The following is a 25821-nucleotide window of genomic DNA, read 5'->3' on the forward strand; positions in this document are numbered from 1 at the left end:
GTCACAGTCTGTCGGTCCGCGCACGGTGCTGCACAACTTGGTATCTTTAACAGAAGTGAATACTCCATCTGTTTTCGGTCCCGCACAGGGAACGAGTGCAGCCGAACACCTCTCCCCGTCTTTCCCCGAGCGAGCTGCGTGGGGCACGGCAAGCAAACTACGTGCCTGGCAGGCCGAGGCACTTGAGTCCTACTTCGTGCATGAACCACGGGACTTTCTCGCGGCCGCCACACCGGGAGCCGGAAAGACCACGTTCGCGCTGCGACTCGCTGCTGAGCTGCGCTCCCGCCGTACAATCGACCGCATCACCGTCGTGGCGCCCACCGAGCACCTGAAGACACAGTGGGCCGATGCTGCTGCGCGCGCAGGAATTCGCCTGGACCCGATGTTCAAGAACAGCGACCGCATCTACGGCAGTCACTACCATGGCGTGGTCGTCACCTACGCGCAGGTGGCCGCGAGGGCCGCCCTGCACCAGGAAATGACACAGTCGAGCCGGACTCTCGTGATTCTCGACGAGATTCACCACGGGGGCGACGCGCTCAGCTGGGGTGACGCCATTCGCGAGGCCTTCGGGCCGGCAACGCGCCGACTGTCGCTCACCGGAACCCCCTTTCGCTCGGACACGTCACCGATTCCCTTCGTAAGCTACCTGCCCGACAAGCACGGTATCCGCATGTCCCAGAGCGACTACGCCTATGGCTACGGGCGGGCTCTGGCCGACGGCGTGGTGCGACCGGTGATGTTCATGGTTTACGCCGGGCACATGAAGTGGCGCACCCGCACCGGGGACGAGATGGAGGCCAAGCTGGGGGAGGGCAACACTAAGGACATCACCAGTCAGGCGTGGCGCACGGCCCTGGAGCCCACCGGACAGTGGATTCCGGACGTGCTGCGCGCCGCCAACCAACGTCTCACCGAGGTTCGGCACGGGATTCCGGATGCCGGTGGTCTCGTCATCGCCACCGATCAGAGCACGGCACGCGCCTACGCGGTGATTCTCGAGGAGATTGCTGGTGAACCCGTCACGATCGTTCTCTCCGATGAAAAAGAGGCCAGCGACCGCATCGACGAATTTGCCAAGAACACTCGTCGCTGGATGGTGGCCGTGCGGATGGTATCGGAGGGAGTGGACGTACCGAGGCTTGCCGTGGGGGTCTATGCTACGAGCGCATCCACCCCGCTGTACTTTGCCCAGGCCATTGGCCGCTTCGTTCGGGCGAGGCGTCGCGGTGAAACCGCCTCCATTTTTCTGCCCAACGTTCCCGGCCTGCTGAGCCTCGCCAACGCTATGGAGATCGAGCGCGACCACGCTCTCGATCGAAGCAATCGTGACGATGGCGATGACGGCATGTATAACCCGGAAGACGCCATGGTCGCCTCCGCGAACAAGGAAGACAAAGCGTCCGACAACCTGGGTGAAGAGGAATTCACCTGGCAAGCCCTCGACTCACAGGCCACCTTTGACATGGTCATGTTTGACGGTGATGAGTTCGGCGAACTGGCAGAACCCGGAACAGACGAGGAATTCGACTTTATTGGCATTCCGGGTCTCCTCGAACCCGAGCAGGTCTCCGAACTGCTGCGTCAGCGCCAGTCACGGCAAGCCAAACGCTCCACTGACCGCCGTAAAGACCCCGTTACGGGCGAGGTGGCAGCCGAGGACCCTCCGCCCCTCTATCGCACGCTCAAGGAGCAGCGAACGTTGCTCGCGAGCCTCGTCGGCATGTGGTCCAAGCTCGCCGAGGAACCCCATGGAATGATTCACGCGGAGCTTCGACGCATCTGCGGTGGGCCGGCTGTGGCTCAAGCGAGCGTCACCCAGCTGCAAATGCGGATCGATCTCCTTCGCCGCCGTCTCGGCCGCAGTTAGCGCACGCTGCTCAGGGAGGCGCTCACAACACGGCTGGCGTCGAGGGCGCTGAGGATGTCGTGCATGAGGTCGTCCACGTGTTCCAGACCCACGGAAATGCGCACGACGCCCGCAGCGGGCCGGGCGCTTGCCTCCACCGGGCGATGCGTGAGCGATGCCGGGTGCTGCACGAGCGAGTCAACACCGCCGAGAGAGACGGCGTGCGAGATCAAACGCAGAGACTCCGTGAAACGCACGGCTGCATCAAAGCTGCCGAAATCCAGGGCGATTAGCGAACCCGCACCAGCGGTCTGCCGACCGATGAGTGCTTCGGGGTCCTGGCCCGGGAGCGCGGGATAGAGCATTCGTCGTAGATCCGGGTGATCGACCAATCGCCGGGCAATCTCGCCGGCCGTCTCCTGCTGTGCCCGCACACGCACGGGTAGGGTGCGAAGCCCTCGGTGCAGCAGATACGCGCTCAGCGGATGCAGCAGCCCGCCAGTGAGTGCCCGGACCTGCCGCAGCCGCACCATCCACTCGTCGGGCCCGGAGACCGTACCCCCCATCGCATCACCGTGCCCGCCAATGTACTTGGTGGCGCTGTGCAGCACGAGTGTGGCACCGCATTCGATCGGTCGTTGAAGCACGGGCGTCGCGAAGGTGTTGTCGACGAGCACGGGTACGTTCCCGGCTGCCTCGACCACAACGCGGATGTCGGTCAATTGCAGGGTCGGATTGGCGGGAGATTCCAGAATGACCAGTCCAGTGTTGGAGCGGATGGCACTCGCCACGCCCGCAACATCGGTCCAGGTAATCTCGGTGCCGAGCAGGCCGCTCGCGAGCACGTGGTCTGTTCCTCCGTAGATCGGCCGTAGTGCAACGATGTGCGGCTTCCCGGCAGTGACCGTAGCAATCAGCGTTGCCGTGAGTGCGGCCATCCCGGTGGCAAAAGCAACGGATGACTCGGACCCCTCGAGAGCGGACAGCGCCTCTTCAAACCGCGCGACTCCGGGTTGCCACAGCCGTTGGTACACAGCAGAATCGCCGGGCTGCAGGTGTCCACCGGTGGCCAGATTCTCGTAGGAATCACCTCCAGATTCGACGCCGGTCAAAGGGTTTGTTGTGGACAAATCAATAACGGGAACGTGGGACCCCATCTCGGAGACTCCGTCCATTCCGGAGTGCACTGCGCGGGTTTCAATGTGTGACAACGGTGGCAACATAATCTGAGAAAAACAGATTCTGCTCCTTGTCGCAAGGGGGTCTGCAGACCCTGCCACAACGTTAGGCGAATATCGCATAAACTGCTCTGCAACGAGGGAGTACTGCGATGGAATCGAAGAAGCCAGAACTAGACCGAGTCGATCGTGCGCTGCTGCGGGCGCTGTCCGTAAATGCTCGGGCATCCGGTGCAGCTCTCGCCGCCGAAATCGGAGTGGCCGAGTCGACGGTGTCGCTGCGTTTGCGCCGCTTGCAGCAGCTCGGCCACATTCGCGGCTATCGAGCCAATATTGACCTCGCGGCTCTGGGCGCGTCTCTGCAAGCACTCATCTCCGTTCGGCTGGCCAAGCACGCCCGAGTGCAAATTGATGACTTCCGCAATGCGGCACCGCACTGGCCCGGTGTCATTGGCCTGTTCCACACCGCCGGAGCAGATGATTATCTGCTGCACGTTGCGGCGGCCGACGCCTCCGACCTGCGCGACTTTGTGCTGGAGCATTTGGCCGAGCACCCGGCCGTGGCACACACCGAGACAAACCTCATCTTTGAGTATGTCGACGGCGATGGCTGGCAGGACCTCGTCAAATAACCACTTAACGACGTAACGCCCCCGCCAGAAGCGAGGGCGTTACAAAGCTCTATTTAGAGGGCGCGGATGTTCTCGGCCTGGGGACCCTTGGGGCCCTGGGTTACCTCGAACTCGACCTTCTGGTTCTCATCGAGGGACTTGTAGCCATTCGACGCGATCGCGGAGTAGTGCGCGAAAACATCGGCGCTTCCGTCGTCGGGTGCGATGAAGCCGAAGCCCTTTTCAGCGTTGAACCATTTCACGGTACCTGTTGCCATTTGTAAAACTCCTCCAGGAGTGTTAGACCGACCCCGACTGTCGGGGCCGTTCGTCGCGGTATTCGTCGTCCGCTTCCGAAAGGAATGTGGCGCATCAACCGAGGTCAATGCGTTTAAGACGTGCAAGCACTACAACTTCAGAATCAACACTAGCCCACATCCATGGATGGTTTCGAAATCGGCCGGTGTTTCGCAACAAAACCCCGCGTCTTCTCAGCCCCAGGTCCCCCTAAAGGGGGACCCCTGAGCGGTCATCCTCGGTCACGAAGTCGATCAGGTGTTCAACCCGTCCCAGAAGCGCGGGTTCCAGATCGGCGTAGCTGTGCACCTGGCCAAGGATTCGTTGCCACGCGCGCGCGATGTCCGCCTGCTCGTCATGGGGCCAGCCGAGCGCCGCACAGATACCGTGCTTCCACTCCACGTTTCGCGGGATCTGAGGCCAGGCAGAAAGTCCCACGCGCGACGGCTTGACGGCCTGCCACACGTCGATATAGGGATGTCCCACCACAAGAACGGAGTCGCGGTGTTTTCCTCGTGCAACGGCCTCGGCGATACGACTTTCCTTGGAGTGGGGGACCAGATGGTCCACGAGCACACCAATCCTGCGGGTGGAACTCGGCCCGAAGTCCGTGAGAATCTCCTCAAGGTGGTCAATACCTTCAAGGTATTCCACGACAACACCTTCAATGCGAAGGTCTGCGCCCCACACCTTTTCCACCAGTTCAGCGTCATGGCGACCCTCGACGAAGATGCGGCTCGCTCGGGCGACCCGCGCCGGAACATCGGCCACGGCCATCGATCCAGAAGCGGTGCGGGCCAGGCCCAGAGCCCCAGCCATAGTGGGTGCGACAAGCACCACGGGCTGGCCCTCCAGGAGAAACCCGCCACCGAGCGGAAAGAGTCGATGTTTCCCGTGCCGATCTTCGAGCGTCACGGTCTTTCGTTCGACCCGCACCACTGCGCCGCAGAAACCTGTAGCCACCTCCTCGACCACAAGATCGCGGGAAGCCTCCTGCGTGGGAATAATGATCCGGCCGGCCTTTTGCCAGCCGGGGGAGAGTACGTCAGCGCTGTATCGGTCGTCCATTGAATAGACGCTAGCTCACGGTGTAGGCAGTACCCCGGCCGCCACGACCGCGAGCAGGGTAATCTGGTCATCATGTGTGGTCGATACATCATTACCGATACGGCTGCGGATCTCGCCGCCATGTTCGACGTAGAGCATGAGGGGGTGAACCTTCCGGAGCCGTCGTGGAATATCAAGCCGACCGAGCAGATTCCGATCGTGCTGGAGTCGGCGAAGCAGGAACCGACCGTGCGGCGGCTCGAGGCCGCGCGCTGGTCGCTGATTCCATCCTTTGCGAGCGACATGACGTCCACCTTTGCCACGTTCAACGCCCGCTCCGAGTCCGCCGCAGAAAAACCGACGTTCAAGAAATCAGTTGAATCTCGTCGGGCTCTGATTCCGGCAACGGGGTACTACGAGTGGCACACCGAGGGCGCGAAGAAGACACCGTACTTTGTGCATTCCGATGACGGCCTCCCGCTCGCCTTCGCAGGACTGTACTCCTGGTGGCGAAATCCTGCCGTCGCCGACGATGACCCGTCCCGATGGGTGCTCTCGGCCACCATTCTCACGGCCGACGCACAGGGACCGCTTGCGACCATACACGATCGTATTCCGGTGGCACTTCCGGACGACGCCTGGGATCAGTGGCTAGACCCGCACACGATCGGAAACCAAGGCTTCGTGGATGCCGCTGTCGGGGCATCGCGGGCTCTTGCGGAGACCCTGCGGTTCTATGAAGTAGCACCGCTGGTGGGTAATGGTGCCGAGCTGATCGAACCCCTCCACGGAGACTCCGACTAGGTAGTCGTTCCCTGGCATTTTCTCCGCCAGTCTGCCGGGTATGGTGACGGCGCCGGCGTCGCGACCGGTACCCTGAGAGGAGGGACCCGGAGAATTTACGCGGGTTTCACTTCGAGAGGACCACAGCATGAAAATCGTTCCCTATGTCATTGCGATGGCGATCTTCGTCCTGGGCATGTTTCTCTTTGGCCTCGCCTTCACCGTGACGGTTTTTCAGGGTGCCATCTTCATTGCGGGTATTTTGGCTATCGCCCTGTCGCTCGCCATTCCGTTCCACTTTCTGCGCAACTAGGCTTCCACCCGCTATTGCCGCGCCTGATTGGCGCGGTACTGAGGGCCGAAGCCCCGCAATCAGTGAGAGGGCCTACGCGCGGGCACGGGCCACACAAGCGGGTTAGAGGATTCCGACAACGGTCATCACGTCCACTCGGGTGCTGGAGCGGCTTGCGGAGCCGACAAGACCGTGGCATTCGGCGGTATTCCAGCCAGTGACGGTATGTTGGCCCACTGATCCACAGTTTGTCCGAGAGCAGGAAAGGTACGACTCCGGATGCCCGACAGTCCCGCCGCGTCCACCCCCTACGAAGTCCTGGGGGTCGCTCCCTCCGCGAGTGATGATGCCTTGCGGCGTGCCTATCGACTCCAGTTGCGCCGGACACACCCCGATGTTGGGGGAACCGCAGCACAGTTTCATGCTGTGCAAATCGCGTGGGAACGCGTGGGGAGCCCCGAAAGTCGAGCGGTCTACGACCGCACGCGCTTTGGCGGCCCGGAACCGACCATGCCGGACGACCCCTTTCACACGTCCGCGACACCGGGATCCTCGGCGTCCAGTCGCGCGTCGACAACCGGTCTCAAAACACGCATGCACGGTCACCCTGGTGGCTTGGTGCGGCAGCAATACCTCAATTTGATTCGGGAATGGGCGGGGAGGGGCACCGTCATTGACGACCCCTACGCCCCGTCGTTAGTGCGATCGGCGCCTCGGGCCATTCGTCATCTGCTTGCCAAGGCCCTGGCCGAGGAGGCGACGGCACATCTGGTCTCTGGTCTCGGCATCGGATTCACCGCCTGGCACGACGTGGATGCCGCCAACGGAACCGACAAGCTCGATCACGTCGTGCTGGGGCCGGCCGGTCTCTTTGCCGTATTGTCGGAGGACTGGGGAGGCGCGGTTCAGCTGCGTCGCGGCGAGCTCGTCTCTGACGAGATCGCCGACGACGAGGAACCCATTCATCGCCTCCAAGCCAGCGCGAAGGCCTTCACCCGCCACGTGCGGGTTCGATTCACCGGCCTCATCGTGGTGCTCCCCGACGGCGCCCTTGAGGCACCACTCTCGGTTCCGAAACGCGGCCGTCACCCCATGGTGACCGTCATTGGTCGCTCTCGTCTCAACGGCCTACTCCGCGACGGTTTCCCGGGCATGGAGCGAGGAAGCTTTGAAAAGGTCTTCGAGCTACGCAGCACGCTTCAGAACGAGATTCGGTTTGTCGCCTCGTGATCGCTAGCGCAGCCCGAGCTTGCTGACCCAATAGTCGAGAAAGCTTGCACCGGCCTCGTCATGTATTTGTTCACCCATCACGATGATGGGGTAGGGACGTTCCAGGATGCCATCGAGGGGCCGCACATCCACGTGGGAAACGTCGTAACCGGCTTCGTGTAAGTGGTCGGCCATGAGGTAATCGCTGCGCGAGTCCCCAACCGAGCGCCACGTCCGAGGAAGCGGCCCACCCTCTGCAAAGAAGGCGAGTGCGCGTTCGGCTGCTGCGTTCTTGTCGAGTCGAACAGACTCGATATCCGTCGAGATGATGGTGGAATCCAGCCGGAACGGCACCTGGCCGCTGATATCCGGCGTGACCTGGTCCCCGAAGGCCACACCGAGGCCATGGCGCACCAGAATTGCATACGCCGCCGCGTCGAAAGCCGGCTGGCGGGCCTTGAACGTGGCGCTATCGACATCCGTTCGCTGTTCCACCGACACCATGGCCTGCTTGGTCTCGTCGAAAAACATGGTGTCTGCAAAGTGATCGTGAACCAGATCACGCAGCGCGTCAACCACGACTGTGGGCACGGCGACGCTGTCGTCAACCACCACGTCACCCATGCCGCGACTGTCGATGGGAAACCATACGGCACCCTTTTCGCACACGCCGTACATGCGAAAAGTCGCGGGCAGACCTTCAGCCAGCAGCGGCGCCACGACCTGTTCACGGATGAAGGCCGCGGATCGTCCGGTAATGAAGGCGATGGGAACGTTCGCCGCTGCGAGGGTGATCAAATCGGTCAGGATGCTGGCGGTAGCGATGGTGCGCGTGACGGGACTGGCGATGGGACCATCAACATCGAGAAGAAGGCCGAGCGGGGAGGCGGTGAGGGGCATGCTCTGAGTATTTCACGACGTGACCATGCCGAAGGGTTCAGCGGGCGTGCCTCAGGAGCCTGCACCGCGTATTCTTGATGAAGATGATTACGAGACGAGAAGTTGCCCTGCGCCTGGACATTCCGCTGGAAATGGCCACGCGTCATGGCATTCCCACCAAAATGGGCGAGGCCCAGCTGGCCAGGCTCGAAGAAGACCCACCGGCCTGGCTTCTTCAGTCGCGCGCCAATCGCACCGGAAAGAAGCCCGTGTGGGTGCAGTTAACGTGTGACGTCTGTGGCTTCTCCGAAGCCGTTCGCCCCAAGAAGTGGTGGCCTGCTTTCACCTATATCAGCTGTGCGCACCACGCGTTTGATGAGGTGCCCGCACCAGCTGCGGGTCTGGGTCGCACCGAGTGCGATGGAATTGGAAGTCAGTTCATCGGTATCTCGGACGCGCCACCCAGCAGCGCCTGACCGGGACAATTCTCAGCCTCGAGGCGTAGAATTTGAGACATCAATCTTCGCGAGATAGGTCGTTAATCGTGCCGAACAAGTCCTTCAAATGGCTACCCGCCATTGTCGTTCCCGCCGTCATCGTTGCCGGGGTCATCGCTGTTCCACTCCAAGCGGGTGCCGCAGTAGATCTGCCTGACAAAACACCGAAGCAGGTGCTTCTGATGGTGAGTGACTCTCGTGCAGACTCATTTTCTGGAACGGTGGAGCAGTCATCCAATTTGGGACTGCCCGATATTGATCTCGGTGCACGCGTGACGCCGTCCTCCGCGGAAGCCGAGGGCAGCACGCCTGACTCATCCGCGAGCGTTATGAACGCGCTGGAACTCCTCACCGGTTCTCACACCCTGCGCGTGTACGCGGGTGGAGCGGGCAATACGCGGATCCAGGTTCTTGACCGTCTTGATGAGCGCAATGTGATCACCAATGGAACTGACGCCTGGTATTACGAATCTGACACCAACTCGGCCACTCACGTTGCACTTCCGGCCCGCACAGACGTCGACTCGGACCGCAAGGCTGCTGCCCTGGACGAGCTGGCGGCTGGCGGGCTGAGTACCCCGGCAGACGTCGCCGATCGGCTGCTCAGCACCCTGGACTCCAGCACAACGGTGTCGGTCGGGAAAGACTCCCGGGTTGCCGGTCGCTCCGTGTACGACCTCGTCCTCACGCCCACATCAACGGAGACCCTCGTTCAGTCGATATCCATCGCTGTTGACTCCGAGACAGGTCTTCCGCTCCGCGTGCGGGTTCAGGCTGGGGCACAGGACGATCCTGCCTTCGACGTAGCCTTCACCTCCGTGGACTTCAGTGCCCCGTCGGCTGACCTCTTCAGCTTCACGCCGCCTGCAAACGCCACGGTCACGGAGCAGACCCTTCCCGCGGCCACAGACGCGAACTCCGATTGGTCCGCTGCAGAAGCCGACGTCCCCGGGCGGGAAGACGCCGTCATAACCGGTTCCGGTTGGGACGCGGTGGTCGAAGTTCCTGCAGCCTCCGTTCCGTCTGAACTGACCACCTCACCGCTGTTCACCCAGTTCACGAGCGAGGTTGCCGGCGGCCGAGCACTGTCGACATCACTGGTCAACGTTTTCATCACCGCTGACGGTCGAGTGTTTACCGGAGCGGTGTCCGTGGAACGACTTCAGGCCGTCGCCAGCGCTTCGTGACATCGGACGGTGGTGTGCTCTCCTCGGGTGCCTTGGCGATCGAGACACGTGGGCTCACCAAACGCTTCGGTCGTCAGACTGCGGTGAACGGGATTGACCTCCACGTTCCCCGCGGTGCCGTGTTCGGTTTTCTCGGACCCAACGGTTCGGGCAAAACCACAAGCATTCGTATGCTCCTCGGCCTCACCTCAGCAACCAGCGGTGACATCAGCGTTCTGGGGGCGTCGATGCCCGGGCGCCTCCACGAGGTGTTGCCCCGCGTGGGCGCGCTCGTTGAGGGCCCCGCCTTCTACCCGTTCCTCTCCGGTCGCGCGAACCTCGCGCGATTGGACGCGGCGGACCGCCACGTAACCTCCCGCACGCGGTCGGCCCGAGTGGCCCGGGCACTTGACCGGGTAGGCCTCAGCCATGCGGCCAACAAGAAGGTGCACGCCTATTCCCTCGGCATGAAGCAACGACTCGGTATCGCCAATGCACTTCTGACCGAGCGCGAACTTCTGGTGCTGGACGAACCCACCAACGGACTCGACCCGCAGGGGACCCGGGAGGTGCGCGCGCTCATCCGCTCCCTCGCCTCCGAGGGCACAACAATTTTCGTGTCGAGCCACCTGCTCGCCGAGGTGGAGCAGATGTGCACTCACGCGGCTGTCATGAGCGCGGGAACTCTGGTGGCACAGGGGACCCTGGCCGATCTTGGTCGGGGGAGTGAACGTCGGGTCCGACTCACCACCCCCGACGTCGCTACCGCCAGCCAGGTTCTCCACGAGGTAGGGTTCACGCCCGAGCTGGTCACCACGGGTGGCGCTGCTGATGAGGATCCGGTCATTGTGGCGGCCTACGCTAGCGACGGCCTGCCGCCGGAGACTATTGTGACGTCACTCGTACACGCGGGCGTGCGGATTCGTGGTTTTGCACTGGAGGAACCCAGCCTCGAGGAACGGTTTGTCGCCCTGACGGGAGAAGGTTTCGATGTCGTTCAATAATTCCGTTCAGGCCGCGCCGGCGCAGACCAACGGGGGCCGCGGATCGTCAATTCCGCGCGGATCGTTCGGCTGGGACCTGCTGGGCTCTGAGTTGTCTGTCTTGTTTCGCCGGCGGCGCACGTGGGCCATGCTGGTTGCCGTCGCGATGATACCCATACTGCTCGCGGTTGCTGTGCGGCTCTCCAGCAATGAGCTCTCCCCGGGACAGGGGCCACCATTCCTCGACCGCGTCACGCAGAACGGCCTGTTCGTCGGGTTCACCGCCATGGTCGTGGCGATTCCACTCTTTCTTCCACTCACGATTGGCGTCGTGGCGGGGGACACCATTGCGGGGGAGGCCGGGCTCGGCACCCTTCGATACCTGCTGGTTGCTCCCGCTGGCAGAGTGCGTCTCCTGCTGGTGAAATACCTCGGAGCCGCCGCGTTCTGTCTCGCCGCCACGCTCACGCCCACCATTACCGGCGTGCTGATCGGCGCCGCACTCTTTCCTGTTGGACCGGTGACACTGCTGTCGGGAGACACCATCACCGTGGCGGAGTCACTGGTTCGCTCCGCGCTGATCGCCGCCTACGTCACCGTCTCGCTCCTGGGGCTGACCATGATCGGCCTCTTCATCTCCACCCTCACCGATGTACCCGTGGGAGCGATGGCGGCCACGGTGGTCGTCTCGGTTGTGGCACAGATTCTCGACGCGCTCCCGCAGCTGTCGTGGCTTCATCCGTTCCTTTTCAGTCACTACTGGCTCGGATTTGCCGACCTGCTGCGGCAACCCGTCGACGTGACGAGTTTCGTGTCAAACGCGTTGCTGCAGGCCGGCTACATTCTCGTCTTCGGCGCCCTCGCCTATAGCCGCTTCACCACCAAGGACATTCTGTCCTGAGCGGTTGTGGTGTTACTGCGGTGCGGTCATCCCGGCATGCACCGGCACGAATTGAATGTTGGTCTGACGCTGTACTGTCGCGGCTGGAGCGCGGGAGAAACCCTTGGCGTCGAGTCGATTCTGCGACCGAAACTCGGCCACCGCAGCGTCAAAGATCGCGTTCAGTTGGGTACCCGTGAAGAGTTCCGGTGCACTGGCGGTGAAGTTGATGGTGATGCTGGCGCTTTCGGGGAAATGCCTGTTCATACGAATGAAGCCGTCAACGTCCTGATTGAGCGTGATCATGTGAATCCTTTATCGAGAGTGAAGGTTCTAGTCTCCCGCAATTTGCGCCGTCCCGAGTACGACGTCGTCCCCATTTCCACGGTCTACTCGGCGCACTATTCGCTTCTAGGACACATGTCCGAGAAGTGGTACACTAGCGTAATGACAGTTGCGAACGGCTTCCACATTCAGGAGCCGGAAGCTCGCTTGTTCACGCACGATCCCCGTGCCGAGCGCACGCGACAACTTATCTTCACGGCTACACGTGCTCTCATGGCCGATCCGACGGCATCCGTTTCCGTGGCCGACATTGTGCGCATGGGCGGAATTAGCCGCAGTTCGTTTTATGCACATTTTGCAAGTCTCGACGATGTGGCGGCAGAGTTACTGCGTGTGCAATTCGCGGAAATCAGCGTGGGCGACATTGATCTGCCGGACGACAGCGACGATGCCATCGAGGGACGAGGCCGCGCGCGGCGCGGGTACACCCGACTGGTGGGACACATGCTGGAGAACTTTCCGCTCTATTCAACCGTGGCCGAGCTTCCCCTCACGCGCAGTGCCTTCGACCAGATCGTCGATGCCTACGCGAGCCGCATGCTTGAGTCGATCTTCGAGGGTGAAGATGTTCCCCCTCAGGTCGACGCGGAACTCGTCACCACCTATGTGGCGGGCGGAGCGCTCACGCTGATCAGCGCGTGGATGCGTGGCCACATTGATGTGTCCGACGATGAACTTGTCGACCAACTGGTGACCCTGTTACCTGAGTGGCTGATGGCACCCCCGGCACCGAGTCCCTGACCTCGAGACATTTTTCGACCCCTGCACCATGAATAATCCAATTGAAGACAAGGCGTATTTCCTATGAACATTGAAATCGGCGAAACTCTCGTTTACCCCCACCACGGTGCGGTTACCATTACGGCGCTCACGTCGCGCACGGTGAAGGGTGAGGAGAAGCAGTTCATGACCCTCAACGTGCACACGAGCGCACTCACGATTCAGTTGCCCGTAGACAACGTTGAGCTCGTTGGCGTTCGCGATGTGATCGACGCCGAGGGTGTGCAGGCCGTGTACGCCGTGCTGCAGAACCCGTTCACGGAAGAACCCGGTAACTGGTCACGCCGGTACAAGTCCAACCAGGAAAAGATGGCCAGCGGCAGCGTGTACCGCGTAAGTGAGGTTGTTCGCGACCTGTGGCGTCGTGACCAGGACAAGGGCGTCTCCGCAGGCGAGAAGCGGATGCTGGAAAAGGCACGTCAGATCCTCGTATCGGAGCTGGCTCTGGCGCAGGGCCTGACCGACCAGGAAGCCAGTGACCTGCTGCTCAAGGAAATTCTCACGGTGGGACCCGCACAGGTCGCTCCCGCGGAGGACGACGAGTCCGTCGCCGTCTAGCTTCTCCTTCTGCACGAACAGTGCCGGGCCGTCAGGACTTGTTCTGGCGGCCCATAACTGTGTCCGCAGCGAACGTACTATGCTCGCCGCAGAGGACCCCGACTGCAGCGATTGGGGTCTCGTAAACGTTCCAGTGACACCGCGAGCAGAACGGGATCATGTCATGACGTACCGAAGACGAGTTCTCCGCGGCCGCCGGCCGCAAACCACTCCCGCGGCTCCGGTCGCCTTGGCCGTGGGCTCAGTAGCGCAGGCGCCGGAGCGGAATTCGGTGTCCTACGCACAGATCAATGCTTTCAAGATCGGGTTCCTCGGTGGCCTTGGTGTGCTGATTGCGCTGGTGCTCGGCGGGGTCGTCTCCCAGCTGGGGACCGTGCTGGTCTACATTGGCATCGCGCTGTTCCTCGCACTCGGCCTCGACCCCCTCGTCACCTGGATGTCCACACGCATGAGGCGAGGTCTGGCCATCGGCATTGTATTTGGTGCGGTGGTGCTCATCTTCGTGGGACTCCTGTTCGCAATCGTGCCGGTCATTGTGAGGCAGGCCACGAATGTCATCGATAATTTTCCCGAGACCGTGAGAGATATCTCCCGCCTTGATTGGGTGGCGAATTTCGACCAGCAGTTCGGCGGCTTTCTGAATATCAGCGACCTGGCGCAGCAGGCCCAGAACCTGCTCAATGCTGACAGTCTCGCCACCCTGGGCGGCGGACTCCTCGCCGTCGGTGTCGGAATCGCGAGTGGCCTCACCGGCGCCGCGATCGTGCTCATTCTGACGCTGTACTTTCTGGCGTCCCTCTCGTCCATAAAGAAAGTCGTTTACCGTTTTGTGCCGAGAACTCAGCGTGAGACCTTCATTGTGATCTCGGAACAGATCGTGCAGGCCGTGGGGCGCTACGTGGTGGGGCAGGTGTCTCTTGCGGGCGTCAACGGCGTGCTGAGTTTTATCTTTCTCAGTATCATTGGGGCGCCGCTGCCGCTGCTTCTGGCATTCATTGCGTTCTTGCTGTCCCTGATACCCCTGGTGGGAACGCTGACCGGCTCGATCCTTATCGTCGTGGTCTGCTTGCTGGCGTCACCGCTTACGGGACTCGTCGCGGCCATCTACTATGTGATCTACATGCAGGTCGAGGCATACGTTCTGAGTCCACGCATCATGAACCGGGCGGTGGCGGTACCAGGGTCGATCGTCGTGATCGGTGCCGTTGCCGGTGGCTCGATCGGCGGTGTGCTGGGTGCCCTCGTGGCCATTCCCCTGGCAGCATCCGCCATCATCGTCATTCAAAAAGTCATATTCCCGAAGCAGGAGGGGAAATAGACGCTCAGCAACGTTCTGCGCTGCAGCTTAACGAGAGAAGGCCGGATCCTAAGATCCGGCCCTCTGAACTGTCTCAACCAGTCCTCGATGATTACTTCTCGAGTAATCTTCGTGTCCGAGATGGGAATTGAACCCACACGCCCTTAACGGGCACTGGCACCTCAAGCCAGCGCGTCTACCAATTCCGCCACCCGGACCGGGTGAAACGACCGCCGAACAAAACCGGCTGCCGAGGTAATAACTTAGCACGGATATCGCAGCCTGCTGCACCAACGCCAACGGTCGGGTGATGCAGGTAGCGTGAGTGCATGGCTTCCATCGCACCAGACCAGCCCCTCGACAGCGAACTTGACCTCACAGCGCGGCTTGCCCGCGACCTGATTCGCTATGACACGTCCAACTACGGGGAGGGTCGTTCCAACGGTGAAACGGATGCCGCCGAGTACGTGGCAACCCACCTGCGTGGTCTGGGCCTCACTCCGCAGCTCTTTGATTCCGAACCGGGCCGCACCAGTGTTGTTGCTCGCGTCCGAGGCCGCAACAGCAGCCTTCCCGCTCTCGTGGTTCACGGTCACCTTGACGTGGTTCCGGCGGACCCAGCCAACTGGTCGGTTGACCCGTTTGGCGGTGTCATCGCAGACGGAATGCTGTGGGGCCGTGGTGCCGTCGATATGAAGAATATGGATGCAATGATCCTTGCGTCCCTCACGGACATCATTGGCTCTGGAGGCGAACCCGAACGAGACCTGGTGATCGCGTTCTTCGCCGACGAAGAGGCCGGGGGAGTCCTGGGTTCGGGATACCTAGCCCGCACGCGTCCGGAGCTCTTCGCCGGCGCCACGGAAGCGATCAGCGAAGTGGGCGGATATTCCATCACTCTGGCCGGAAAACGTGCCTACCTGCTTCAGACCGGGGAAAAGGCTCTCATCTGGGTGAAGCTTGTGGCCACCGGCAGTGCGGGGCACGGCTCACGGGTGCACCATGACAACGCCGTCACACGACTGGCTGAGGCGGTGGCGAAGGTGGGGCGACACACGTGGCCCATTCGGCTGACGGACACGACCACGCAGCTTCTGGCGGAGCTGGCACGCATCCTCGATGTGAACCCGGAGCAGGTCGGCCCGGATGAGCTTGCCCTCGCAACCGGGACCGCCTCCGGCTTCATCCAGGCGAGCCTGCGCACCACGACCAACCCCACCGGGCTCACGGCCGGGTACAAGCACAATGTCATCCCCGACACGGCCGAGGCTCTCATCGACATCCGTTCTCTTCCCGGCGAGGAGGACGCTGTGCTGGCCGAGATCGCCGACCTCGTGGGGCCAGACATTGAGATCGTGGTCATGCACCGTGACATCGGCCTCGAAACGGACTTTGCCGGCCCTCTCGTGGATGCCATGGTTGAGACCCTCGGACGCCATGATCCGGGCGCGCCCGTGCTGCCCTACCTGCTGTCGGCGGGGACAGACAACAAGGCGCTCAGCACGCTCGGAATCAAGGGATACGGATTTGCCCCGCTCAGGCTGCCGGCCGAACTGGATTTTCCGGCACTGTTTCACGGAGTGGATGAGCGCGTCCCGTTGGAAGCATTAGTGTTTGGCAGGCGGGTTCTGACGGACCTGCTCTCGAAGTACTAGCAAACACTTGAGACCAACCAAGCGGAAGTGACGCGCGTGGATTTCATTAATGCCATTATCTTGGGCCTTGTGCAGGGGCTGACCGAGTTCATCCCGGTGTCCTCGAGTGCCCACATTGCAATCGTGGGGCAGTTTTTGGGTACCGGTGATGACCCCGGAGCTCAATTCACGGCGATTACCCAGATCGGCACCGAGCTCGCCGTTGTGCTCTTCTTCTGGAAAGACATTGTTCGCATCATTGGGCAGTGGTCACGGTCTCTGGTGGGTCGTGTTCCGCGAGCCGACCCCGATGCACGCATGGGCTGGCTCATCATCATCGGCTCCCTGCCGATCGTCGTTTTGGGCCTGCTGTTTCAAGACCAGATTGAAACGGTTCTGCGCAATCTGTGGATCACGGCAACCATGCTCATCGCCTTCGGCATTCTGCTGGGTATCGCGGACTACGTGGGTGCCAAGCGCCGCAAGCTGGAGGATCTCACGGTTGCCGACGGCATCGTGTACGGATTCGCCCAGTCGCTCGCCCTCATTCCCGGGGTATCCCGCTCGGGGGGAACAATCACACTCGGGCTCTTCATGGGCTATGAGCGCCGGGCGGCAGCCCGGTACGCCTTCCTGCTCGCCATTCCGGCGGTCCTGGGCAGCGGCTTCTATCAGGTCTACAAATCCATCGCGAAGCCGTGCATCGATGGTGCCCTGGGCTGCAAGCCGGAGATCTTTGGGCCTCTCGAGACGCTCGTGGCAACGGTCGTCGCTTTTATCGTCGCGTTGTTCGTTATTGGTTTCTTCATGAACTACATCTCCAAGCGCAGCTTCCTGCCTTTCGTGATCTACCGCATCCTCCTCGGAATCGTGGTTTTCGTGCTTCTGGGAACGAACGTGCTTCACGCCTAGTTAGGCTTGAACCATGCGTGCTTGGAAGCGACCAGAAATTCCGTCTATACCGGGTAGCTCAGGCGCACCCTGGCTACACGACACCGCCACTGACTCTCTCGTCGAGGCGAGGCCAACAGATGTCGCCCGACTGTATGTGTGCGGAATCACGCCCTACGATGCCACCCACCTGGGCCATGCGGCCACCTACCTGGCCTTCGACACGCTGCAGCGAGTCTGGCTCGATGCCGGCTATCAGGTGCACTACGCCCAGAACGTGACCGACGTGGATGATCCGCTCCTGGAGCGGGCCACACAAACGGGAGTCGAATGGCAAGAGCTCGCCGAGTCTCAGGTGCAGCTCTTTCGCACCGACATGGAAGCCCTCGGCATCATCCCGCCCAACGACTACGTTGCTGTGACCGAGGTCATCGACGAGGTGGCCGAGGCGGTCGCGCAGTTGATGACCGCGGGCCTGGCCTACGAGGTTCCGACCCCGGACGCCGTCGTCGGCGCTGACGGGATGAGTGGATCAGACCTGTACTTCGATATTCTGGCGGCGGAGACACAGACGGATTGGCGGCTCGGCGACGAGAGCAACCTCAACCGTGACACCATGCTGGCGCTTTTTGCCGAGCGGGGCGGGGATCCCGACCGGGTCGGCAAGCGTGACGCCCTCGACCCTCTCCTGTGGCGGGCAGCCCGCGCCGGTGAGCCGCAGTGGCCATCCGCCGTCGGTGCGGGGCGCCCCGGCTGGCACATTGAGTGTTCGGTTATCGCACTCAAGGAGCTGGGCACCGACTTCACGGTTCAGGGTGGCGGCTCAGACCTGATTTTTCCCCACCACGACATGAGCGCGGGGCATGCGTCTGCGCTGTCAGGGCATCCACTCGCCGGCGTGTACAGCCACACGGGGATGGTGGCCTACCAGGGCGAGAAGATGAGCAAGTCGCTCGGAAACCTGGTGCTCGTCTCCGGACTGCGCAGTCAGGGCGTCGACCCCCGAGCCATTCGGCTCGCGCTTTTAGCGCAGCACTACCGCTCCAACTGGGCGTGGACCGATGCCCTGCTCGGTGCAGCTGAACATCGCCTGGCCCGGTATCGGGCGGCCTTTGCGCCGGCCTCGGGAGCCGCGCCAGTCGGGACTCTCTCAGCCGCCACGGTGGTCGAGGCGCTTCGCACCAGCCTGAACGATGACCTCGACTCGCCGGCCGCGTTGGTTGTGCTTGACGAGGCCGCTCACGGTGTCGACGACCCGGCGCTGGTAACCACCGCCATCGACGCACTCCTCGGCGTCAACCTGCGCGGGAGCTAGGGCTACTGCCTCGGTCCATCAGGGCCGGAACGGCCATCGGCTCGGCCGTCCCGGCCATCGTTGCGCTTGCGCAGGTACTTCTCGAATTCCTGGGCAATGGCTTCGCCACTGGCCTCCGGTGAGTCCACGGTGTCTCGGGCCTGCTCGAGCTGCGCAATATAGGCAGCCATCTCGTCGTCGTCACCGGCAAGAGTGTCAATACCTGATTCCCATTCGGCCGCTTCGGTCACCAAGGTGCCCCGGGGAATCGATACGTCGATGACCTCCTCCAGCTTGTCGATGAGCGCCAGCATGGCCTTGGGCGAGGGCGCGTTGTGCACATAGTGCGGGACGGATGCCCAGATCGACAGCGTCGGAATACCCGCCGTTTCCGCGGCATCAGAGAGAATGCTGAGTATTCCAACCGGACCCTCATAGGTGCTGCGTTCAATCTGAAGTTCGCCCCGCACACCGGCGTTGTCGCTGGAGACGAAGATGGAAATCGGTCGGGTGTGCGGCACGTCGGCAAGCATGGCTCCGAGGAAGACAACACCCGTCACATCAGCTGCCAGAGCGGCATCAAAAACTTCGGCAGCGAAGCTTTTCCAGCTGCGCGAGGGTTCGGTGCCCAGCAGCAGATAAATGTTGCCGGCATTCGTGCCGCTCACCCGTAACTCGGCATCTTCGGCCAGCGGGATACCTTCCGCGCCGGGGGAGACCGGAGCGTAGAGCGTGGCACTCGGCCACTCGATTACGCGCAGACCCTCGTCATTGGTCGATACCGTGGGTCGGTTGAACTGGTAGTCGAAGTACAGCTCAGGATCGACCGTCATAATCTCGCGAACGTCGAGCAACTCCTTGAGCGCACGCACGGCGCCTGTGGCGGCTTCTCCCGCATCATTCCAGCCCTCGAACGCCACGACCATGAGTCGTCCGCCAAGAAAACCTTTTCCGTCTGTCACCGTGTAAAACCTCGATTTCGCGTGGCTGTGTCGTGCACCATCAGTTAAGGATAGGCCGTGCCCTCTACACTTGAACCCCGTGAGTGAGTTCCAGAACGTTTCCCCCCTGCCCGCCGCCGTACTTTGGGACATGGATGGGACTCTCGTTGACACGGAGCCCTACTGGATGCGTGCCGAAACCGAGTTGGTGGCCTCCTACGGGGGAGTGTGGACTCACGAGGATTGCATGCTCCTCGTGGGGAGCGGACTGTGGAACTCAGCCGGTATTCTGCAGGCTCGTGGTGTCGACATGGAAGCCGATGCCATTGTGCAGTGGCTGACCGACCGCGTGCAGGAGCAGCTGGCGGAGCACGGAGTGCCGTGGCGCCCGGGATCGCGCGAGCTCCTGGCCCAGCTGAAAGCCGCCGGGATCCCGACTGCTCTGGTCACCATGTCCGTCAAACGAATGGCCCGTCAAATTGTGGACCTGATCGATTTCCCGGCCTTCGACCTGATCATTGCCGGAGACATGGTGACGAACAGTAAACCTCACCCTGAGCCGTACCTGACGGCAGCCGCCACGCTCGGTGTAGACCCCACGCACTGTGTCGCGATCGAGGATTCCACTCCCGGCGTTGCCAGCGCCGTGGCCGCCGGCACCATCACCATTGCCGTACCTCATCAAATTGACCTGCCCGAAAGTTCCGAGTACACCCGGTGGTCAACGCTCGACGGGCACACCCTCGCTGACGTTTCTGCGCTCTACAGCGCTCGCCTCACCGAGATCGAATTAGACTTGACGCCGACTCGCACGCACTAGCCTGCGCAGTGAGCCCATCAACCACGAGGATCCAGTAGTCACATGAACATGAGCGCAACAGACACAAATAGCCAGGTCGTTCAAAACAGCGGGCCGTTCCGTGCCGGCGACCGGGTGCAGCTCACGGGTCCAAAGGGACGCATGAACACGATCGCACTGATCCCCGGCCAGGGATTTCACACGCACCGCGGAATCCTCGCGCACGATGACATCATTGGTCAGCCGGATGGATCGGTGGTGACGAACAATGTGGGTGTTGAACATCTGGCGTTGCGACCGCTGCTGAGTGATTTTGTGATGTCGATGCCTCGTGGTGCCGCAATCATTTATCCCAAGGACGCCGCTCAGATCATTGCTCAGGCCGATATTTTCCCCGGTGCAACCGTGGTCGAGGCCGGAGTGGGTTCCGGAGCTCTGTCCCTCTGGTTGCTGCGCGCCATTGGGCCAGCCGGGCGACTTGCCTCCTTCGAGCGGCGCGACGAGTTCGCCGACGTCGCTCGCGACAATGTGGCGACCTTTCTCGGTTCAGACCCCGGGAATTGGACGATCACCCTGGGCGACCTGACCGACACTCTTCCGGACGTTGCTGCCCCGCACAGTGTTGACCGTGTGGTGCTCGACATGCTGGCCCCCTGGGAATGCCTCGGTGTCGTCTCGGATGCGTTGAAGCCGGGCGGCGTGTTGCTGTGCTATGTGGCCACCGTGACTCAGCTCTCCCGTGTGGCAGAGGCTATTCGAGGAACGGGGATGTACACAAACCCCGATTCCAACGAGACCATGATTCGTGGCTGGCATGTGGAGGGGCTCGCTGTTCGCCCGGACCACCGCATGATCGGCCACACCGGCTTCCTGATCACGGCCCGGCGTCTCGCCCCCAACACGGTCCTGCCCGAGTTGAAGCGTCGGCCGTCCAAGACCGACTTTGACGACGCTGACGTGGAAGCGTGGACACCCGGCGCTCTGGGCGAACGGAATGTCAGCTCAAAGAGCATGCGCAAGCGTGTGCGTGCCGCCAGCACCAGTGCGGGCTTGTCGAAGGCACGCGACCTCGAATCGCCCGTTGAACCCCAGATAGACTAAATTTCGGCCGCCGACCCGGCCAGTATCTGCCGCGCACGCGCGGCACACCGTATTGAGAAAGAGGACTTGTGCGCAAAGCATCCGCGCTGATTGTTACCGCCGGACTACTCCTGGCATCCTTGACGGCCTGCAGCACCCCGGGTGCAACCGCGACGGAGTGCACGCCGCCGTTCAACGCCGGCGCCTCGTCGAAGCTGGTGAGCGTGACGGGAGACGTGGGGGCCAAGCCCATCGTTGATTTCCCCACTCCGCTCAAGACGACGAGCACGGAACTCAATGTGGTTGTTCCTGGCGACGGTGCACCCATCGTTGAAGGCCAGCAAGTCAAGGTTGACCTCAGCGTGTATAACGGCACGACCGGAGCTGTTGTGCAGGAATCGGCCTATGACGGCACGTCACTGGCCACCCTCATCGTGAATGATCAGACGATCCGGGGTCTGTCCCAGGCTCTCGTGTGTGCTCAGGTCGGTTCGCGTCTCGCCGTGACCGTTGCTCCCGATGACGCCTTCGGACCCCAGGGTGGTAGCGCTGACCTGGGTATCGGAGCGACGGACACCCTGGTGTTTGTCATCGACGTCGTCAGGTCGTACCTGACCCGTGCAGATGGTGCCGACCAGCCGAGCGTGAATGGGCTGCCCGGAGTTGTTCTCTCCGAGAACGGCACGCCCGGCATCAGCATTCCCTCGGGTGCTGCGCCCACCGACCTGAAGGTCGCCGTGTTGAAGAAGGGCACGGGGCCACAGGTTGAAGAGGGCGACACCGTCACCGTCGCGTACACCGGAGTGGTCTGGGAGACCAAGGAGGTCTTCGACTCCACCTGGACGACCGGGACGCCGGCACCGCTGCTTGCTGCCGACGGATCCCAGGTACAGGGCGGCACCATCCCCGGTTTCGCTGAAGCAATGATTGGGCAGACCGTTGGATCTCAGGTCATCGCCGTCATTCCGTCCGACCAGGGTTACGGTGACCGCGAAGTGTCGGGCATCCCTGCGGGGTCAACGCTCGTCTTTGTTTTTGACGTGTTGGGTATCAACTAGGTCCAGCAGCATTCAGAGTGGGGCGGCACCGCGCGATAGAATCGCACAGTGTCGCCCCTTTCGCACCAGCCCCCCACCGCACGGTCCTCGCCCCGACCTGTCACGGTTGAGGAACGCCTCTTCAGCTTTGTACTCGCTCTCATTGCAACTGAGATCGGACTGACCAAGGCCGAGATCCTTGAGACCGTTCAGGGTTACCGCCAGCGGTATTCTGCCAGCGCCAGCAATGCGAGTCTGGAGCGTCAGTTCGAGCGCGACAAGGACGACATCCGGGAGCTGGGAATTCCACTGGAAATGGTTGAGCCGGCCGATGATCCGGGCAGCAACCACAACCTTCGCTATCGGATCCCCAAGGGCCTGTACAACCTACCCGCGGACGTGACGTTCTCCCCGAATGAGGTCATGCTGCTGCGGCTTGCGGCCACTGTCTGGCGCGAGGGTTCCCTGTCTGCGGAGTCTCGCCGGGCACTCACCAAACTCAACTCTCTGGGCCTTGAGTCAGGTGACCCCCTTCTCGGTTATGCACCGTCTCTGCGCGCGAGGGAATCATCCTTCGAACCCCTGAGTAAGGCGATGGATAGAAATCATGTGGTGTCCTTCCTCTATCTGAAGCCGGGGGACACCACCCCGCAGCCGCGTCGAGTGGCGCCACGCGCCATTGTGCTGCACGATGGTCGTTGGCATCTCTTTGCCACCGATCAGGTGGCAGCCGCACCGCGAACATTTCTCCTGTCACGCATTGTGGGGCCCGTTCTTCCCGTTCCGGGCAGCGCAGATACCGCCGTTCCCACGGCGTCGGGCGCACATCCTGGGCAAGACGCCCTGGCCGAGCTTGACACCCTCTGGAACGCCCAGACGGCAACGCTCTCGGTTCGGGCCTTCAGCGATGCGGCCATCCGGCTCAGCAAACGCGACACCTCGCTGCTGGAGGGCTCCACACCGATGCAGACATCGGGTGGCCCGTCCGTTGACGCCGTCGTGATCACCCTGCACTACAGCGATCTCAACATTTTCGCCGACGAACTAGCCGGCTATGGTCCCGAGGTGCTCGTGCACTCGCCGCCGCTCCTCCGAGCGGCAGTGCGCACCCGCCTGTTGGGGGTCGCCCGAGCGCACGGGGGTACAGCATGAGTGATCTCCCACCGCCCGTCGCCGCTGACAAGCTGACCTTTCTGTTATCCCTTGTTCCCTACCTCATCGACCATGACAATGTGACGGTTACCGAGGTTGCCGAGAGATTTGGAATGTCCGCCGCGCGCGTTCGTACAGCCGTGCGTCTCATCGCCGTGTCCGGAGTTCCGGGGGAGACCAATCAGTACCTGCACGGCGATCTCTTTGACATTCTGTGGGATGAGTTCGAAGACAATGACCGCATCGTCCTCACCCACGGTGTGGCCATCGACGACTCCCCGCGCTTCTCCGCCCGGGAAGCGGCAGCGCTCATCGCCGGCCTGCAATACCTGTCCGCGCTGCCCGAAAACGCCGATCGTGAAGCGATCGCAACGCTGATGGCCAAGCTCACGCGCGGCGCATCCGCTGCACCGAGTCAAGTTGTTGTGGCGAACCGGAAATTTCCTCAAACGCTGTCACTGATTCAAGAGGCCGTGCGCGAGCGCGTGCAGATCAGATTCGACTATCTCAATGCCCGAGGGGAACGTGTGCTTCGGCACGTTGACCCCCTGCGCGTCGAGTCTGTTGATCGTGACTGGTATCTGCGAGGCTGGTGCCATCTCAGGGGCGCGGTGCGCACCTTTCGGCTGGATCGAATGAGTGAGGCGGCTGTGACAACGAAACCGACAACGTCGCATTCGGCCGACACACCACTCCCCGACGTTTTGTTTGAGCCCTCGAGTGATGACCTGTCAGTTGTGCTTGAAATTCCCGAAGCTGCGCTGGATCTGATCATGGACTATCGGCCGGAAAGACGTCTCGCCGGTGCGCGCACTGATGCGTCTCTGGTGCGCGTGGCGGTGCGGGTCGCTCACTACAACTCACTCACGCGTCTGGTTGCCTCGCTTCCGGGACTCATCACGGTGATCGAACCTGTAGACGCGCGCACGGCTGTTGCGCTCTGGGCCGCATCGGGCGCAACCCAGTATGAGGGTGACTAGCGTGCCGTGGTGGTCCTGGGGACTCATCTGGGCCGGTGCGTTGCTTGTTCCGCTGAGCCTCGTGGTGGGCATCGCGTTCACTCTCTTTCGCAAGCTGATGCGCACAGCCGACGCTCTTCAGCATCTTGGGAGTCAACTCGCAGCTCTGCATCCTGTACCCGAAACCAGCGATGCGTATGCTGGGGCACAGCAGTTCCATCCGGCAGTCTTTCGTGATGCGGAAGAACTGCGGCTGACCGTGGAGCGGGCGGCTGTTGTGCGAAAGCACCGCGCTCAGGTCCGTCGCGATCGACGGATCGTCCACGGTAAACTGATTCAACATGCTCAATGATTCAGAGGACTAAACCTCATGCTCGGTAATCTCAACGGATGGCACCTGGTCATCGTCCTGTTCATCGTGCTCCTCCTTTTCGGTGCACCCAAGCTTCCCGGACTCGCTCGAAGCCTCGGCCAATCCATGAAGATCTTCAAGACCGAGATTAAGAGCGACAAGGCCGACGACGCACCCGCCGACAGCCCGAAGTCTGACGGCCCGGTCGATCCCTCGACCAAGCCCTAAGCAGATGGCGGTTCGAAACCGTCGGCGCACTTCGACGGAAGGCAAGATGTCGCTCGGTCAGCATCTGATCGAGCTGCGCAAGCGGCTGTTTCTGGCTGGGCTCGGCATTCTTCTCGGTGCTGCGGCGGGCTGGATGTTGTCGGACTTCGTCTGGGACCAGCTCCGTGAGCCCATTTACGCGATCATCTACGCCCAGCACCGCGATGCTCAGATTAATTACCCCGACATCACGTCGGCATTCGATCTCAAGCTGAAGATCTCCTTCTATGTGGGCCTCATCGTCTCGAGCCCGGTGTGGTTGTATCAAATCTTCGCGTTTCTTGTGCCGGGGCTTACCCGCACAGAAAAGGCCTATACGTTTGGGTTTTTCTTTACCGCCATTCCGCTCTTTTTGGCCGGTTGCGCTGCAGGTTGGTTCGTACTTCCGAACGTTGTAGAGCTCATGACGAGCTTCGCGCCAGCCGAAGATTCTGCGTTCATCAATGCCCAGAATTACTTTGACTTTGTTCTCAAACTTGTCGTCGCGATTGGCATCGCCTTCGTGCTCCCCGTCTTCATTGTTCTCCTCAACTTTGCGGGCGTGGTCAGCGCAGAATCGATCATCAAATCCTGGCGTATTGCAATTCTCGTGATCACCCTTTTCACGGCGATCGCTACCCCCGCCGCTGATGTCGTGTCAATGTTCCTTCTGGCGATCCCCATGGTGGTGCTGTACTTCGCCGCCTACGGCATCGCTTTCCTGCACGACCGACGAGCCGCTAAGCGGGCTCGCGCCGTCGATATCGAACTGGCGCTTTAGG

The 25821-nt window shown here is 61.8% G+C and carries 29 protein-coding genes and 1 tRNA gene; 23 read left to right on the plus strand and 7 right to left on the minus strand.

Translation table 11 applies throughout. The features are described 5' to 3' along the window. Window positions 1-55: 55 nt before the first annotated feature. On the plus strand, window positions 56-1873 hold the full coding sequence (locus H4V99_RS08470) for a DEAD/DEAH box helicase (RefSeq protein WP_280677277.1): 1818 nt from the start codon (window positions 56-58) through the stop codon (window positions 1871-1873). Here H4V99_RS08470 and H4V99_RS08475 read toward each other — a convergent pair. Next, window positions 1870-3063, minus strand: coding sequence for a PLP-dependent aspartate aminotransferase family protein (locus tag H4V99_RS08475; RefSeq protein ID WP_348522359.1), 1194 nt, complete (start codon window positions 3061-3063; stop codon window positions 1870-1872). The genes H4V99_RS08470 and H4V99_RS08475 overlap by 4 nt on opposite strands. A 119-nt stretch (window positions 3064-3182) precedes the next feature. Here H4V99_RS08475 and H4V99_RS08480 point away from each other — a divergent pair, with 119 nt between their 5' ends. Beyond that, window positions 3183-3662 (plus strand): Lrp/AsnC family transcriptional regulator, encoded by a 480-nt coding sequence (locus H4V99_RS08480; protein ID WP_280677281.1) that lies wholly within the window; start codon window positions 3183-3185, stop codon window positions 3660-3662. A gap of 53 nt (window positions 3663-3715) precedes the next feature. Here the strand turns inward: H4V99_RS08480 and H4V99_RS08485 are convergent, their stop codons facing one another. Further along, window positions 3716-3919: a cold-shock protein gene (locus H4V99_RS08485; protein ID WP_035840308.1), complete on the minus strand. Its 204-nt coding sequence runs from the start codon at window positions 3917-3919 to the stop codon at window positions 3716-3718. Between the two features lie 229 nt (window positions 3920-4148). Next, window positions 4149-5006 (minus strand): DUF3097 domain-containing protein, encoded by an 858-nt coding sequence (locus H4V99_RS08490; RefSeq protein ID WP_280677283.1) that lies wholly within the window; start codon window positions 5004-5006, stop codon window positions 4149-4151. Window positions 5007-5078: 72 nt separating this feature from the next. On the opposite strand from H4V99_RS08490, the gene H4V99_RS08495 reads away from it, so the two are divergent. From H4V99_RS08495 to H4V99_RS08505, 3 genes are all read left to right on the plus strand, one after another. Further along, window positions 5079-5789, plus strand: a complete 711-nt coding sequence (locus tag H4V99_RS08495; RefSeq protein ID WP_280677285.1) for an SOS response-associated peptidase — start codon at window positions 5079-5081, stop codon at window positions 5787-5789. A 127-nt stretch (window positions 5790-5916) separates the two neighbouring features. After that, a complete protein-coding gene (locus tag H4V99_RS08500; protein WP_280677287.1) occupies window positions 5917-6081 on the plus strand; it encodes a hypothetical protein in 165 nt (54 codons plus the stop codon). A 258-nt stretch (window positions 6082-6339) separates the two neighbouring features. Further along, entirely contained in the window at window positions 6340-7290 is a 951-nt protein-coding gene (locus H4V99_RS08505) for a DnaJ domain-containing protein (protein WP_280677289.1), read from the plus strand. 3 nt (window positions 7291-7293) lie between these two features. On the opposite strand, the gene H4V99_RS08510 is transcribed toward H4V99_RS08505, so the two are convergent. Beyond that, window positions 7294-8169 (minus strand): hypothetical protein, encoded by an 876-nt coding sequence (locus H4V99_RS08510; RefSeq protein WP_280677291.1) that lies wholly within the window; start codon window positions 8167-8169, stop codon window positions 7294-7296. An 83-nt stretch (window positions 8170-8252) separates the two neighbouring features. On the opposite strand from H4V99_RS08510, the gene H4V99_RS08515 reads away from it, so the two are divergent. The 4 genes from H4V99_RS08515 (at window position 8253) to H4V99_RS08530 (ending at window position 11695) form a co-directional block, all read left to right on the plus strand. After that, window positions 8253-8624, plus strand: coding sequence for a hypothetical protein (locus tag H4V99_RS08515; protein WP_280677293.1), 372 nt, complete (start codon window positions 8253-8255; stop codon window positions 8622-8624). A gap of 68 nt (window positions 8625-8692) precedes the next feature. After that, a complete protein-coding gene (locus H4V99_RS08520; RefSeq protein ID WP_280677295.1) occupies window positions 8693-9832 on the plus strand; it encodes a DUF2092 domain-containing protein in 1140 nt (379 codons plus the stop codon). After that, the gene (locus H4V99_RS08525) at window positions 9829-10815 is read left to right on the plus strand and encodes an ABC transporter ATP-binding protein (RefSeq protein WP_280677297.1); all 987 of its coding nucleotides are present in this window, start codon (window positions 9829-9831) and stop codon (window positions 10813-10815) included. The genes H4V99_RS08520 and H4V99_RS08525 overlap by 4 nt, the downstream gene beginning before the upstream one ends. Continuing rightward, window positions 10802-11695 carry an ABC transporter permease subunit gene (locus H4V99_RS08530; RefSeq protein ID WP_280677299.1) on the plus strand — a complete coding sequence of 298 codons (894 nt, stop codon included), beginning with the start codon at window positions 10802-10804 and terminating at the stop codon, window positions 11693-11695. The genes H4V99_RS08525 and H4V99_RS08530 overlap by 14 nt, the downstream gene beginning before the upstream one ends. A 12-nt stretch (window positions 11696-11707) precedes the next feature. Here H4V99_RS08530 and H4V99_RS08535 read toward each other — a convergent pair whose 3' ends face one another. Continuing rightward, the gene (locus H4V99_RS08535; RefSeq protein WP_280677301.1) at window positions 11708-11980 is read right to left on the minus strand and encodes a hypothetical protein; all 273 of its coding nucleotides are present in this window, start codon (window positions 11978-11980) and stop codon (window positions 11708-11710) included. Between the two features lie 141 nt (window positions 11981-12121). Between H4V99_RS08535 and H4V99_RS08540 the strand changes: the two genes are divergently transcribed. The 3 genes from H4V99_RS08540 to H4V99_RS08550 all read left to right on the plus strand — a co-directional run bounded on the left by H4V99_RS08540 (window position 12122) and on the right by H4V99_RS08550 (window position 14675). After that, a complete protein-coding gene (locus H4V99_RS08540; protein ID WP_280677303.1) occupies window positions 12122-12760 on the plus strand; it encodes a TetR/AcrR family transcriptional regulator in 639 nt (212 codons plus the stop codon). A gap of 63 nt (window positions 12761-12823) precedes the next feature. After that, window positions 12824-13357 (plus strand): CarD family transcriptional regulator, encoded by a 534-nt coding sequence (locus H4V99_RS08545; RefSeq protein ID WP_280677305.1) that lies wholly within the window; start codon window positions 12824-12826, stop codon window positions 13355-13357. Between the two features lie 163 nt (window positions 13358-13520). After that, window positions 13521-14675 (plus strand): AI-2E family transporter, encoded by a 1155-nt coding sequence (locus tag H4V99_RS08550; protein WP_280677307.1) that lies wholly within the window; start codon window positions 13521-13523, stop codon window positions 14673-14675. Window positions 14676-14787: 112 nt separating this feature from the next. Here the strand turns inward: H4V99_RS08550 and H4V99_RS08555 are convergent. After that, window positions 14788-14872 (minus strand) — tRNA-Leu (locus tag H4V99_RS08555). Window positions 14873-14983: 111 nt separating this feature from the next. Here H4V99_RS08555 and H4V99_RS08560 point away from each other — a divergent pair. From H4V99_RS08560 to mshC, 3 genes are read left to right on the plus strand one after another with little or no spacing between them, the layout of a single operon-like run. After that, the gene (locus H4V99_RS08560) at window positions 14984-16309 is read left to right on the plus strand and encodes a M20/M25/M40 family metallo-hydrolase (protein WP_280677309.1); all 1326 of its coding nucleotides are present in this window, start codon (window positions 14984-14986) and stop codon (window positions 16307-16309) included. A gap of 36 nt (window positions 16310-16345) precedes the next feature. After that, window positions 16346-17200: an undecaprenyl-diphosphate phosphatase gene (locus tag H4V99_RS08565; RefSeq protein ID WP_280677311.1), complete on the plus strand. Its 855-nt coding sequence runs from the start codon at window positions 16346-16348 to the stop codon at window positions 17198-17200. 13 nt (window positions 17201-17213) lie between these two features. Beyond that, window positions 17214-18494 (plus strand): cysteine--1-D-myo-inosityl 2-amino-2-deoxy-alpha-D-glucopyranoside ligase, encoded by a 1281-nt coding sequence (gene mshC, locus H4V99_RS08570; RefSeq protein ID WP_280677314.1) that lies wholly within the window; start codon window positions 17214-17216, stop codon window positions 18492-18494. 2 nt (window positions 18495-18496) lie between these two features. On the opposite strand, the gene H4V99_RS08575 is transcribed toward mshC, so the two are convergent. After that, window positions 18497-19435 (minus strand): PAC2 family protein, encoded by a 939-nt coding sequence (locus H4V99_RS08575; protein WP_280677316.1) that lies wholly within the window; start codon window positions 19433-19435, stop codon window positions 18497-18499. Window positions 19436-19514: 79 nt separating this feature from the next. Here H4V99_RS08575 and H4V99_RS08580 point away from each other — a divergent pair, with 79 nt between their 5' ends. The 8 genes from H4V99_RS08580 to tatC all read left to right on the plus strand — a co-directional run bounded on the left by H4V99_RS08580 (window position 19515) and on the right by tatC (window position 25820). Continuing rightward, window positions 19515-20234, plus strand: coding sequence for an HAD family hydrolase (locus H4V99_RS08580; protein WP_280677318.1), 720 nt, complete (start codon window positions 19515-19517; stop codon window positions 20232-20234). 48 nt (window positions 20235-20282) lie between these two features. Beyond that, entirely contained in the window at window positions 20283-21314 is a 1032-nt protein-coding gene (locus H4V99_RS08585) for a tRNA (adenine-N1)-methyltransferase (RefSeq protein ID WP_280677320.1), read from the plus strand. A 68-nt stretch (window positions 21315-21382) separates the two neighbouring features. Then, the gene (locus tag H4V99_RS08590; RefSeq protein ID WP_280677322.1) at window positions 21383-22351 is read left to right on the plus strand and encodes an FKBP-type peptidyl-prolyl cis-trans isomerase; all 969 of its coding nucleotides are present in this window, start codon (window positions 21383-21385) and stop codon (window positions 22349-22351) included. A 48-nt stretch (window positions 22352-22399) separates the two neighbouring features. Continuing rightward, on the plus strand, window positions 22400-23482 hold the full coding sequence (locus H4V99_RS08595) for a WYL domain-containing protein (protein ID WP_280677324.1): 1083 nt from the start codon (window positions 22400-22402) through the stop codon (window positions 23480-23482). Next, window positions 23479-24462 (plus strand): WYL domain-containing protein, encoded by a 984-nt coding sequence (locus H4V99_RS08600; protein ID WP_280677326.1) that lies wholly within the window; start codon window positions 23479-23481, stop codon window positions 24460-24462. The genes H4V99_RS08595 and H4V99_RS08600 overlap by 4 nt, the downstream gene beginning before the upstream one ends. A gap of 1 nt (window position 24463) precedes the next feature. Continuing rightward, on the plus strand, window positions 24464-24793 hold the full coding sequence (locus H4V99_RS08605; protein WP_280677328.1) for a hypothetical protein: 330 nt from the start codon (window positions 24464-24466) through the stop codon (window positions 24791-24793). 18 nt (window positions 24794-24811) lie between these two features. Continuing rightward, entirely contained in the window at window positions 24812-25021 is a 210-nt protein-coding gene (tatA, locus tag H4V99_RS08610) for a Sec-independent protein translocase subunit TatA (protein ID WP_280677330.1), read from the plus strand. A gap of 46 nt (window positions 25022-25067) precedes the next feature. Then, a complete protein-coding gene (gene tatC, locus H4V99_RS08615) occupies window positions 25068-25820 on the plus strand; it encodes a twin-arginine translocase subunit TatC (RefSeq protein WP_280677332.1) in 753 nt (250 codons plus the stop codon). The last annotated feature ends 1 nt before the right edge of the window (window position 25821 follow it).

Origin of the sequence: Cryobacterium sp. CG_9.6, from assembly GCF_029893365.1 — a bacterium.
GTDB lineage: Bacteria > Actinomycetota > Actinomycetes > Actinomycetales > Microbacteriaceae > Cryobacterium.